7 protein-coding genes and 1 pseudogene are annotated in these 13,421 nt (G+C 44.9%); 4 read left to right on the top strand and 4 right to left on the bottom strand.

Annotated features, from left to right (window positions below; genetic code table 11):
• The first annotated feature begins 48 nt into the window (after positions 1-48).
• From M3166_RS12470 to M3166_RS12455, 4 genes and pseudogenes are all read left to right on the top strand, one after another.
• Positions 49-837 carry a 2,3-dihydro-2,3-dihydroxybenzoate dehydrogenase gene (locus tag M3166_RS12470; RefSeq protein ID WP_251690169.1) on the top strand — a complete coding sequence of 263 codons (789 nt, stop codon included), beginning with the start codon at positions 49-51 and terminating at the stop codon, positions 835-837.
• A gap of 46 nt (positions 838-883) precedes the next feature.
• Positions 884-2,086 carry an isochorismate synthase DhbC gene (dhbC, locus tag M3166_RS12465; RefSeq protein ID WP_251690168.1) on the top strand — a complete coding sequence of 401 codons (1,203 nt, stop codon included), beginning with the start codon at positions 884-886 and terminating at the stop codon, positions 2,084-2,086.
• Positions 2,087-2,143: 57 nt separating this feature from the next.
• Positions 2,144-2,776: pseudogene (locus M3166_RS12460) on the top strand (isochorismatase family protein); the annotation flags it as partial.
• Between the two features lie 157 nt (positions 2,777-2,933).
• Positions 2,934-4,184 carry a cytochrome P450 gene (locus M3166_RS12455; protein ID WP_251690167.1) on the top strand — a complete coding sequence of 417 codons (1,251 nt, stop codon included), beginning with the start codon at positions 2,934-2,936 and terminating at the stop codon, positions 4,182-4,184.
• 52 nt (positions 4,185-4,236) lie between these two features.
• Here the strand turns inward: M3166_RS12455 and M3166_RS12450 are convergent, their stop codons facing one another.
• From M3166_RS12450 to M3166_RS12435, 4 genes are read right to left on the bottom strand one after another with little or no spacing between them, the layout of a single operon-like run.
• A complete protein-coding gene (locus M3166_RS12450; protein WP_251690166.1) occupies positions 4,237-4,923 on the bottom strand; it encodes a 4'-phosphopantetheinyl transferase family protein in 687 nt (228 codons plus the stop codon).
• Positions 4,920-6,287: a DHA2 family efflux MFS transporter permease subunit gene (locus M3166_RS12445; protein ID WP_251690165.1), complete on the bottom strand. Its 1,368-nt coding sequence runs from the start codon at positions 6,285-6,287 to the stop codon at positions 4,920-4,922. Before M3166_RS12445 ends, M3166_RS12450 begins: the two co-directional genes overlap by 4 nt.
• Positions 6,284-6,490 carry an MbtH family protein gene (locus M3166_RS12440; protein ID WP_079524290.1) on the bottom strand — a complete coding sequence of 69 codons (207 nt, stop codon included), beginning with the start codon at positions 6,488-6,490 and terminating at the stop codon, positions 6,284-6,286. The genes M3166_RS12445 and M3166_RS12440 overlap by 4 nt, the downstream gene beginning before the upstream one ends.
• On the bottom strand, positions 6,483-13,421 hold the full coding sequence (locus tag M3166_RS12435) for an amino acid adenylation domain-containing protein (protein ID WP_251690164.1): 6,939 nt from the start codon (positions 13,419-13,421) through the stop codon (positions 6,483-6,485). Before M3166_RS12435 ends, M3166_RS12440 begins: the two co-directional genes overlap by 8 nt.

Below are 13,421 nucleotides of genomic sequence, written 5' to 3'. Positions count from 1 at the left end.
AGAAATCAAGCTGTCTTTACATAACTGTAAACGAAAGGAAGTGTTGAAGTGAACTTTCAGGAGTTAAGAGGGAAAGTTGCACTTGTGACAGGCGGAGCCCAGGGAATTGGCGCAAGCCTTGTCAAAAGCTTGGCTACATTAGGAGTAAAAGTTGCTGTAATCGATTATAACGAGGAGAAATTGAGAAGCCATGTGATTGGTTTAATAGAGCAGGACCACGAAGTTTTCGCCTTTCCTGCAGATGTCGGAGATAGTAACGCCATTGATGCAGTTGTAGAGAAAGTGGAAAACGAAATCGGGCCAATTGAAATGCTCGTCAATGTAGCAGGTGCATTGGCTACAGGACCGGTCGAATCATGTACTGACCGTGACTGGGCAAGGATTTTTTCAATTAATACGACAGGTGTGTTTTATGTTTCAAGAGCGGTAAGCCGTTATATGATTCAAAGAAAAGCAGGTTCAATTGTAACAGTCGGATCCAATGCCGCAAGTGTACCGAGAATTTCTATGGCGGCCTATGCAGCATCAAAGGCGGCAACGGTCATGTTTACAAAATGTCTCGGTTTAGAGCTGGCAGAGCATAATATACGCTGCAATATCGTTTCACCAGGTTCGACGGATACGGACATGCAACGTTCGATGTGGTCCGATGATCATGGAGCTGAAGTTATGATTAAAGGAATGCCTGAAACGTATAAAGTAGGGATTCCACTGAAAAAGATTGCACAACCGGACAATATTGTCGGTGCTATTCTGTTTTTTCTGTCCGAGCACTCAAGCCATATTACGATGAGCAATCTTGTCGTGGATGGCGGCGCAACATTGGGAGCGAGCTAAGTCTGTCTTTTGAATTCAGAGTAGTGAAACGAAAAGGAGCGGTAATATGGTAAGCAAACAAAAAGCACTAATCGAACATGAACTTTTAGATGAGTATGAAGTTGGTGATTTTTTCATTGAAACACCAAAAAGAACGATATTAGGCAAAGGTGTATTCATGCACGTGCCAGCGGGTGAACCACTTCAAAACCAGATGGAAGGATTGTCCGATAGAGTGGCGAGCGCGTTGAAGAAAGCCAAAGAACAAGGACATCCACGACCTGTCGTAGCGGGCGCGGTGCCATTTGATTACTATAAAAAGGCTTGTTTACTTGTTCCGGAATCTATCCAAATCGCACCATCATTGCAGCAGGAGGAAAGGGCAGTGACCGCTTCAGCATCTGTTACTGTTAATCGGCTCGTATCCAATCCATCACCAGAGCACTATAAGCAGGGTGTCATACAAGGGATTGAAAGAATAAAAAACGGCGAACTCGATAAAATTGTACTGGCACGTTCACTGGAAGTAAGTCTCAATAAGCCGATCGACCTTCCGCAGCTGTTACGAAATCTTGCGTATCAAAACAAACATGGATATACGTTTGCAGCACCGATTGAATACGGAAATCAAAAGGCTTCGCTCATCGGGGCTAGTCCGGAGCTGCTTGTTTCAAGACAAGGGATGTACGCCATCGCGAATCCATTGGCAGGTTCAAGACCTAGAAGTGAAGATCCGGTAGAGAACCAAAGACGTGCAGAGGAACTGCTTTCTTCTCCAAAGGATTTACATGAGCATGCGGTCGTAGTGGAAGCAGTCGTCAAGGGATTGCGTCCATTACTAAAAACGATCGAAGTCCCGGAAAAACCGTCAGTCGTGTATACGGAAACGATGATGCATCTTTCGACTGTCATTAAAGGAGAGCTCCTGGAAGCGGATATCTCATCGTTGGATTTAGCCATTGCCCTGCAACCTACACCAGCTGTTTGTGGCGCACCAACGGAAAAGGCAAGACAGGCAATCACAGAAATTGAACCGTTTGACCGAGGCTTCTTTACAGGCACAATCGGTTGGTGTGATGCTGAAGGCGACGGGGAATGGGTTGTGACGATTCGCTGCGCAGAGGCAAATGGCGATTCATTACGATTATTTGCGGGAGCAGGCGTTGTGAGCGAATCGAAGCCTGAAGAAGAATTGGCTGAGACGGGTGCGAAATTCCAGACAATGCTTCGCGCAATGGGTATCGATACAGAGCAGCTGAAGGATATTTAACGACTATTTATATGAAATACAACAGGGTTCACCAACAAAGAAAAAGGAGTGATTTAGATGGCTATTCCAGCGATCTCATCATATAAAATGCCAAAAGAAAGCAATCTTCCAAAAAATAAAGTAGGTTGGGAAGTCGATCCCAACAAGTCTGTCCTACTCATTCATGATATGCAGCAATATTTTATCGATTATTATGAGAAGGATTCATCATTAGTTCGTGAAATGATCGCCAACATAAAAGCAATCAGAAAACAATGCGATGAACTTGGCATTCCAGTTGTCTATACGGCGCAATCGGGAAATCAAAAACCAGAGGATCGCGCATTACTGACTGATTTTTGGGGAACAGGACTAAAAGACGATCCGAATATTACAAAAGTGATCGATGAATTGGCGCCAGGCAAGGCCGATATCGTATTGAAAAAATGGCGCTACAGTGCATTTAAAAAATCTAATTTACTGGAAATGATGAATGAACAAGGCCGAGATCAGTTAATCATTTGCGGGGTTTACGCCCATATCGGTTGCCTCATGACTGCTGGAGAAGCTTTCATGTCGGACATTAAGCCTTTTTTCATTGCCGATGCGGTAGCTGATTTTACACAAGATGAGCACGAAATGGCGATCAACTATGTGGCAGGACGCTGTGGGGCAGTTTATTCTACAGCACAAATTATGGATCAGCTAAAGCGTGAGACATCTGCAGAAGCAGAGCTCGTATAAGAATGAACAGGTGGTGAAAATTTTCGCCGCCTGTTTTTTGCGTTCAAATGGAAGCAAGTTTTTTTGAAGAATAAACAGGGAATTGGTTACCGACAATGTTTTTAGAAAAAAGGAGATGAAGTAGATGACAAATTCGGTGCCAAAGGAAGAAGGAATTGACCACAGCTTGAATCTTCTGAGAGAAGGCTATTTGTATATTTTAAATAGAAGACAAAGCTTTCATTCCGATCTGTTCGAAACACGATTGCTTGGAAAAAAGGCGGTCTGTATGGGCGGAAAGGAAGCGGCCGACCTTTTTTACGATAACAGTAAGTTTAAAAGGGCAGGCGTTGCACCAAACCGTGTTGCCGAAACATTATTCGGCAAAAAGGGTGTTCAGACACTGGATGGAGATACCCATAAGCACCGGAAAAAGATGTTTATGTCCATAATGTCCCAGGACAGACTTAAAAAACTGAATGAAATTGCCGCGAAGCAGTGGGACACGGCTCTAACTAAATGGCAGGAGATGGACGACGTTGTTCTTTACGAGGAAGCGCTGGAAATTATGTGCCGAACTGCCTGTGAGTGGGCGGGGGTACCGGTGGAAGACAAGGACATGAAAAAGCTCGCCGACGATTTTAGAGCGATGTTTGAATCGGCAACGGCAATCGGACCATCGCACTGGGCTGGCAGACATGCAAGAAACCGGGTGGAAAAGTGGATGGGGAACCTCATCGACCAAGTGCGCGAGGGGAAACTGAATCCCGAAGAAGGTACAGCACTGTATACGTTTTCAATGCATCGTGATTTGGAAGGGAATCTTTTTGATCAGGAGGTCGCTTCTGTAGAAGTAATCAATATATTAAGGCCGATTGTAGCGATTGCGGTCTATATTACTTTTTCAGCATTGGCTGCACATCATTATCCGGAAGAGCGGAAGAAACTTCAATCCGGCAACGAAAAAAATACACAGATGTTTGTGCAGGAGGTGCGCCGTTTTTATCCATTCTTCCCTTTTGCCGCTGCGGAAGTAAAAACAGATTTTACATGGAAGGATTATACGTTTGAAAAGGGTACATTAACTTTATTGGATTTATACGGAACGAATCATGATACGAATATTTGGGGGAATCCCGAAGTGTTTCAGCCGAGCCGTTTTGAAAACTGGGATGGCAGTCCGTTCAGCTTTATTCCGCAAGGTGGCGGCGATTACTATTTAGGCCATCGCTGTGCGGGGGAATGGGTGACGATTGAGATGATGAAATTGAGTCTGGATTTCCTAGTTAACCAAATGACATACGATGTTCCGGAACAGGATTTAAGCTACAGCAAAGTAAGTATTCCAAGCTTGCCTAAAAGCAAAGTAGTAATTAATAATGTTCAGCGAGTATAAGATGAATGGATTAAGCCTGTAACCTTTTACTTGGTTACAGGCTTTTTAAATGCTAATTCGTTAAATCAATTTTCTCATATGTTCCAACCTTTTCCCTGAAAAACGTTTCAATTTGTGCCCACTGAACGTGCGTCACGTTTTCTAAGGAATCCTCCAAACAGACAGCTGCACTGTAACCAGGTGCAAGGAAAAAAGGTATGGTACGGGCTTTTACACATGAGGCGGGGTGATGAATCGATCCATCTTGCCGAATCGTTGCCTCCATTAAAGAATCGTGTAAACCAAACCCTTTATATTTCCCGTAACTTTCCTTAGCAGTCCAGAGGGCATAGAATGCTTCCTGTTCAAGAAGCTTATAGAAGTGATTCTCCTCTTCGCTCCACAATGTTTGAAAGAGAGAGAAGTCCCTTGTTACCTGCTGTTCCACATCAATTCCAACCGGAAAATCACTAATGGCACATGCTACATAACTTCCGGAATGGGAGAGATTGAAGTGAAGGTCTTGTCCTAGTTGGTATTTACCGTTTGAATCTTTGGTAAAGCGAATTTCAGACAATTCCATTTCGTAAGTCGTCACCAACATCATCTTCGTCAGTAAATGGGCACAAACCGTCCGCAACCGATCTTCCGTTTTCCGCATGCGTCCAATACGCTGCACCACGTCGTTTTCCAAAAAGGGAAGATAACGTTGCCAATCAGTAGGCATCTCGTTGATCTTGCAATAGGCAATGGTTGTCATGCTTTTTCTCCCTTTAGAATAGTTTCCTGTCCTTTCGCAAATAAAGAACAGCCGAGTCCTGCCAGAAGCAGAACAACCGTAGCAACGAGGGCGTACTGATAAGAAAGGATCTCTGAAAAGTAGCGACCAGACACGGTTAATGTCGTCGCTACAAGGGCAATTCCTACTGCTGCTCCAACGCGGTTAAGCATATTGTATAGCGTTGTCGCCTTGCTCATCTGACTTTTTGCTACATGATGAAAGGCCGAAAGTTGCGAACCGATTACACTATGTCCTAAACATATCCCGACTGCAAACATCAATCCGCGTAACAGCCAAGGATTTGCTGAAGGACCAAGGATGGCGATACAGCAGAAAATCATTACTGTACCGATCAAACCGAGACGTACTGTATGCAGCATTCCGAAGCGCTTGGATGTTCGAGGCAGTAATTTGGATGCGACCATCAGTCCAAGTGCCTCGGTAAACGTAATAAGTGAGCTTTCCAGAGCAGAAGCTGAGTACGCGTACTGATACATGAGCGGGAACAGATACAGCATCCCCATCAAGGCGCCCATGGAACACATCGCGACGAGACTCGATGAAAGGAAAAGCGGTTGTTCATACAGACGCACGTCCAGCAGCGGCTCTTTTATATTTCGTTCATATACATAAAACCGGCTTAATAAAAATACACCGACAATCGCACAAAAGACGACCTTAATGGAAACACCGTCTGATGCAATAAGGCTCAGAGTGAGCATTAACAGCGGCAACCCGAGTGCAATGAGCATATAGCCTTTCGTATCAAACGGTGCTTTAAAAATCTCAAATTCCGTTAAGGCAAAAAGTCCGATCAGGACGATGATGATACCAAAAGGAATATTAATGAAGAACGCCCAGTTCCATGATAAATACTCCGAAAACAGTCCACCCACTAAGGGGCCAATCGCCGGTGCAAAGGCGATTGGCAATACTAATGAACGCGACAGATTTTGTCTTTCCGGTGGAGAAAATGTCCGAAACAGCAGTGTCATGCTGACGGGTGTAATGATTCCTCCTGCCAGTCCCTGCAGCACGCGCGCTAAAATAAGGGCCTGCAAGCTTCCCGCCAATCCGCAAAGAAGAGAGGCGAGTGTAAATAGACTGACAGAGAGTACATACATTCTTTTTACGCCGTACCGATTGCTTAAATAGCCGGCAGCAGGCAATGCAACAGCGATGCTGACAAGGTAGCCGATATTAATGCCGTTCGTTGCCCCCGGCGTTACACCGAATTCAATGGCAATTGTAGGAAGTAGCACATTGACAATCGTTCCGTCGATTGAAACCATGAACATCGCCACAACATAGAGGGCGATGATGACTGCTCGCTGTGCTTTCATCCCAAAACACTACGCAGACTTTTAGGTCTCATATCCAGCCAATTTTCTTCTATATAGAGTTGGCATAATGGTTTTAACGCAGGGCCATATACGACCTCCCATCCGGCAGGGACAGGAATGACTGCTGGCCATACAGAGTGCTGTTCTTCCGAATTTCGCAAAACGTAATATTCACGATCTTCTTGTTCAAAAGGGTTAGACATACATTTTTTTCTCCTTTACTAAGTACTTGACTAATGTTTGACCGACTTCATTCAATGGGATGGATTGACACATATCTTTATGGCGACAGGCAATATCAATCTGTGTAAGTTCTCCTTTGATATACGGATTCCACGAAGTAACATCAACGTCCGGGATCCAATCCGGCACAAGTGTAGATTTATAAAATAAAGCATCGCCATTATACGTTTCTTGCTGATGATTTTTCAGTAACTGAATCGAGTTTTTATAAACTTCTTTTAAGCGCAGAAAGGTCGATTCATCTAATGTTGCAATCGCGCTGCCCTCTGCTTTTAGAGCATCCATTACATATTCCTGTGTCACTTCATCTTCTATATCAGGTTCATACCCGGCTAGGGCAAGAAGTGCCACGAGTGCCTCCTGTTCTTCCGTCAGGTCCACTGGCGGGGTGAATGTGAACGGGTAGGCATCCATAATGCATAGAAGCGACAGTTCCTCTCCTTGGCGTTCCAGCTGGACAGCCATTTCCTGTACGACATTTCCGCCAAGTGACCATCCGAGTAGACGATAAGGTCCTTTTGGTTGAATTTCTTTGATGGCTTCAATATAGCCGAGCGCCATTTCAGTTAAAGAACCCGGAAGTTCACAGTCTTCGGCAATCCCTTTTGCTTGAATGCCGTATAGGGCAAACTCCGGCGGCAGATTTTTTAGCAATCCTGCATAGCACCAACTTAACCCACCAGCAGGATGGACAGCAAAAATCGGTTGCTCCCCGCTGCGTAACGGCAGTACTGTGTTCAATGCCTTTGATTCTTTCCCTTTTTGCAGTATATATGCGAGTCGGGAGATAGTAGGTGCTTCAAACAAATGCCCGATTGCCAGCTCTTTCCCGAATGCCTCGCGAATGCGTCCGATCAGATGTACGGCTAGTAACGAGTGGCCGCCAAGTTCGAAAAAGCTGTCCTCTGTGCCGACCTGTGGCAGATTCAGTACTTCGCAGAATAGTTCACAAAGCAATGTTTCCTGCGGTGTTTTCGGCAATACAAGTTCCTGCAATGTAATAACAGGTGCAGGGAGCTGCTTCGTATCCAGTTTTCCGTTTGCTGTAAGCGGCATTTGCTCCAGGCGAGTACAGCTTGAAGGAACCATATAGACCGGCAGTAAACGGGAGACGAAATCTTTCAACATTTGCTCGGTTACGTCCGTGCCTTGCTCCGGAACATAGTAGGCAGCCAAGCGGACATCTTCTTTTCGATCTTCTCTCGCAATGACAGCTGCCTGTACGATTTGCGGATGATTCAGAAGCACTTGTTCAATCTCGCCAAGCTCAATGCGGAAACCGCGTATTTTCACTTGGTGGTCAATGCGTCCGATATAGTCCAGTTCGCCGTTTTTCATCCAGCGAGCCAGATCACCTGTACGGTACATCCGGCTTCCCGGAGGTCCATACGGGTTGGCGATAAAACGTTCTGCCGTTAAGGAAGCGCGGTTTAAATAGCCTTGTGCCAAGCCTTCGCCAGAAACATACATTTCGCCGACAACACCGGGAGGAACCGGTTTTAACTGCCCATCAAGGACATAAATATTTAAATCAGGAATCGCCGTGCCGATCAGACTATTCGCCTGTGACTGGCTCAGTTCTTCATTTACACTTAAGTAGCTGACATGGACAGTTGTTTCGGTAATGCCGTACATATTCACAAGGGTAGGTGCATCTTCCGGATGTCGGTCATACCATTCCTGTAAACGTGTCAGGTTAAGTGCCTCCCCGCCAAACACAATGTAGCGTAGTGCCAGTTGTCCGGACAGTTCGGGATGCTCTTTATCAACGGTCATGAGCTGATAGAAGGCAGATGGTGTCTGGTTCAGCACCGTAATTTTCTTGTCTGCAAGCAATGCCAAAAAGTCGGTAGGTGAGCGGCTGACATTGTACGGTATGATTACGAGCTCACCGCCATATAACAGGGCACCCCATATTTCCCATACGGAAAAGTCAAAGGCATAGGAATGGAACAGCGACCAGCGATCTTCTTCGTTAAAATGAAACCATTCATCTGTTGCATCAAGTAAGCGGATAACGTTCTGGTTCGGAATAACCACACCTTTTGGTCGGCCAGTTGAACCGGAAGTATAGATAACATAGGCCGGATTCATTGGATGATTGTTATGATTTGTATTTTCACCAGGGAATGAAGTAAGTGAAACCTCCTCCATTACAAGCACTTCCAACACAGATGTCGCTTCTGCAGACGGCTTCAGATCTTCTGTAGTGATTAAACAGCTCGGGTTTGAATCGTTTAAAATATAGTCAATTCGGTCTTGCGGATAAACCGGATCAATCGGCACATAGGCAGCGCCGGCTTTTAAAACGGCTAAAATGCTGACAATCATATCGGTTGAACGCGGCATTAACAGTGCGACAAATGTTTCGGATGTAACGCCTTTTTCGAGTAAAAGATGTGCTAACTGGTTCGCTTTACGGTTCAATTCGGTATAAGTAAGCTCTTCGTTTTCGTCACTGACAGCAATTCGTTCGGCATGCATTTCCACAATCGCTTCGAATTGTTCGGCAATCGTTTTTTGCTTACTTACATGGCCTTTCGGATTCCAGTCAAGCAGAATTTTTTCCTGTTCCTGTTCCAACAGCACATTCAATTCTGAAATGGCCGGATTATGCAACGCCTGCTGCAGGACGATTACATAGCGTTCCATAAGAGCGGTAACTGTTTTTGCTTCATATAAATCTGTTCGGAATTCCACCTGTACTTCGATTCCATTAGGCTGCTCGGCTAGATATACCTCCCGCATTTCGATATTCAAATCGAATTTCGGCTGCCCAACCGTATGCAGCTGAATGTCGGCATTTTGGCCTTCCATTACAAGTGATGGCTGAGGCGTGTTCTGTAAGGCGAACATAATCTGGAAAATCGGATGCTGTGAAGGGACACGAGTCGGTTTTAATATTTCGACAATATGATCGAAAGGAACATATTGGTGCTCCATTGCCTCAATCGAGGTTTGTTTTACGCGCTCCATTAATTTTGTGAAACGAGGGTCCCCGGAAGTATCCGTCCGTATCGCCACCGTATTGATGAACATACCGACATTTGCCAGCAGTTCTTCCTGATCACGGCCCGCCATTGGACTACCGAGAATCAGATCTTCCCCTGCACCGAGCTTTGTCATGAGGGCCAAGAATCCGCTTTGTAGCACCATGTAAAGAGTTGCCTGTTCATCTTTTGCAAGCTGCTGCAATTGTCTGTGAAGCGCGGAATCGATTGTAAACGTCAAAGTTTTGCTAGTCGATTTCACCTGCAATTGACGCTTTCCATCCCGGACAAGCTCAATTTCATCCGGAACATGCTTCAGTTTTTCCTTCCAATAAGTAATGTTGTCGTCTGTATAAACACCGTGCGTTTGCTGCCAAACCGCAAAGTCATGGTATTGAAGCGTTAACGGTTCTAGCTCATGGCCTTCATAGGCAAGCTGCAGATCTTCAGTGAATGTTGCAAGTGACCAGCCATCCGCACTAATATGGTGGAAAACAACGACCAATGTGTTCAAATTGATGAGCGTTACACGGAAGCCGGGTTCCTGTTTCAAATCAAACGCATAGCGCGTGCACGCATTAATTTGAGCCGACACCTCTTCGGGGCTTACTTCCTCAATCAGCACTTTCGGCGTATCCTCAACGATTTTCTGATAGGGCACCCCATCCACTGCAGGATAAACTGTACGTAAAATGGCATGTTTTTCTACCACTTTACCAATGGCTTTAATCAGTTTTAATACATCAATCGGCTGATCAAATGTATAAACAAGCGGAATATTATAAGAAGCACTTGATTCCTCCAGCTGCTGTATAAACCATAAACTGCGCTGTGCATGCGATAATGGGATTTTTTCAACTTGCTGTCTGTCGATTACAGTGAGCGTCTTTTTCTTTGCTTTATCCACTGCTTGTGCCAGCTCTTTTACAGTAGGCTGATTGAAAATGACGGAGATCGATAAATCGATAGCAAATGTTTTCCGTAATGCCAATAGTAGCTCGGTTGCTAGCAGGGAATGCCCTCCTAGCTGGAAGAAGTTTTCATCAATTCCCACTGATTTGAGATTCAAAATATTTTTAAAGAATGTACAAATCGTTTCTTCGGTACGCGTTGTCGGTTTCACTTTTGCAATAATCGAAACATGAGGCTGCGGCAGCTCTTTCCGGTCGACTTTTCCGTTATTCGTTAATGGAAAGGTCTTCATGAAAACAAAATGAGCAGGTACCATATAATCCGGCAAACGTTCTCCTAGCTGCAGTCTGCATTGTTCCTCTGTTTCATTCCCCACTACATAGGCAACGATTTGTTTATGACCGGGCTGATCTTCACGGATTATCACAACGGCTTGTTCAATTGAAGTGAATTCTTCAAGCGCATTTTCGATTTCACCTAATTCAATACGGAAGCCGCGAATTTTGACTTGGTGGTCGGCCCGGCTAACATAATGAAGGCAGCCATCCTCCTGCCACACAACTAAATCTCCTGTCCGGTACATGCGTTTTCCGGATGCAAATGGATGTGCAACAAAACGTTCTGCCGTTAAGGTTGGACGATTATGATAACAGCGCGCCAGTCCGTCACCAGCAATATACAATTCCCCAACGACACCAATCGGAACGGGCTGCAGCATGCTATCGAGCACATAAATATCTGTCCGGTCGATTGCATTCCCTAATGAAGGAGTATCTTGCGGGCGAATTTCCGTGCAAGTTGACCAGATTGTTGTTTCGGTAGGTCCATACATATTGTGAACGGTTGCTCCTGCTTCCAGTAGTGCCTGCGCAAGGCTTTTTGAAAGTGCTTCACCACCGACAAGTACAGTAAGTCCTTTCAGCGCGTCTTTTGCGTACTGTACCATCATCTGCCAAACAGTCGGTGTTGCCTGCATGATGGAAATGTTTTGCTGCAAGATCAGCGACTGCATCACAACTGGATCCTGTACCTGTTCTTTTGTCGTCAGATGAATAGATGCCCCGTACAGCAACGGTAAATAAAGCTCCAATGCCGAAATATCAAAAGAAATCGTTGTAATCGCCAGTAAATTGTCCTTTTCAGATAATGTAAATTGATGCTGCATCGCTTGTAAAAAGTTAACCAAGCTTGGCATTTCAACGACGACACCTTTTGGATTTCCCGTAGATCCAGACGTATAAATCATATAAGCTGTTTGTCCAATACAATTAGCAATCGGTTCGTAAATTTGCTTCGAAGGGTGTAACGGCACAATCGGTGTTCCTTCTGCAATAAATGAAACCTCACCATTTACGAGCACAATTTTAGGACGAGCATCCTCAATCATATAAAGTAGCCGTTCTGCCGGATAAGCAGGATCCATCGGAATATAGGCAGCACCAACCTTGAAGCAGGCAAGCATCGTTGCGACCATTTCAATCGAACGGTCCATGCAAATTCCGACAAAGTCTTCGAGCCCAATGTCATGCGCTTTCAGCTGATGCGCAATCCGACCGACAAGCAGATCCAGTTCGGCATAGGAAATAGATGTATCATTCATCTCAACAGCGGTTGCACCAGGCATATTTTCCATCTGTTTTTTGAATAATTTATATACAGTGGCATTTTTCAGCTCACTGACAGTACCTTGTTTTGCCTCAAACATTGCCGCTTCTTCTTGCAATAGTATCGGGAAGTTGAACAGTGGTGTGTCAGCTTGATCTACCAATAACTCAAGCAACTGTAGGAAACGTGCGGCATGACATTCCACTTCTGCCTGTTCATAAAGATCCGAGTTGGCTACAAGATCAAACTGCATTCCATTTGGCGTGCTATAGAAATTGAAAGAAATATCTTCAACAGGCCCTGTCACAACTTTCTTGTGCTCTACCTCGACATTTCCGAACAGATAGTTTTCATAAAAAGGCATGAAATTAATTTCCGGACCATACAGCTGGTCATCGGTTGTCAGCCGCAAATCACGGCGCAGCTGTTCTTGACGGTACAACTGATGCTGCTTCATCTCCGTCATGAAGCTTTTCACATTTATACATAGCTGTTCAAAAGTTTCTTCAGTCGTAAACGTTGCACGCAAAGGCAAAACATTTACCCGTGTACTTGGTACGGACAGTGACTTATGACCAAAACGGTTCATCAACGGAATGCCGACAATCACATCCTCTGCCTGTGACATCCGTTTTGTGTAGGCAATAACTGCTGCGGTAACGACTTCCTGTATGTTGACGTGCAGCTGCTTACTGTATGTTTCTAATTTCATCCATGTAGTGGCAGAAAGGGAAGAGGGGTACAAAATAATCTGTCCCATACGACCACTCTTTTTTTTGCTGAGCGAAATGACTTCGGTTCCTTGCATTTTGGATAACCAGTAGGCAGCGTCCGCCGTTGCCTTATCGGAAGTTTTGTACTTCACTTCCTGCTCTACCATCTGAACATAGTCACCAAACTGCTTTGTGAATGATTCATGATGAAGCAAAGCCGAATAGCGCTCGGAAATTTGCTGGAACAGTAACCGGAAACTATACGCATCACTGACAAGATGGTGAATGCGCAAATAAAGGAAATGTTCTTCGGCAGACACCGAAAATAAAATAGCGCGAACAAAGTTGTCCTTTGTTAAATCAAGCAATGTTTCGACATCTTCCTGCATATGTTGAAACGCTTCAGCCATTGAACACCTAATCTGTTCAGAATGAAATTGAACAGAAGAAGGAATCGTCTGGAAAAGTGAACCTTCTTCCTCTGAACATTGGATATGTAGTCCAACCGCGCTCTCAATTGTGGCATCGACTGCCTGTAACAGAAGGGTGGAGTCCACCGGAGCCTGAATATGTAAGTACTCCGCTGTATTGTATAAATGGCTTTCCGTTAAATGGTGGGCATACCAAATCCCTGCAGCAGCTTCAGTTAAAGGGAAACGTAATTCAGCCAT

The organism is Solibacillus isronensis, from assembly GCF_023715405.1.
Classification (GTDB): Bacteria; Bacillota; Bacilli; order Bacillales_A; family Planococcaceae; genus Solibacillus; species Solibacillus isronensis_B.
The sequence above is the reverse complement of the archived record's forward strand: the minus strand, read 5'-3'. Positions and strand labels throughout refer to the sequence as shown.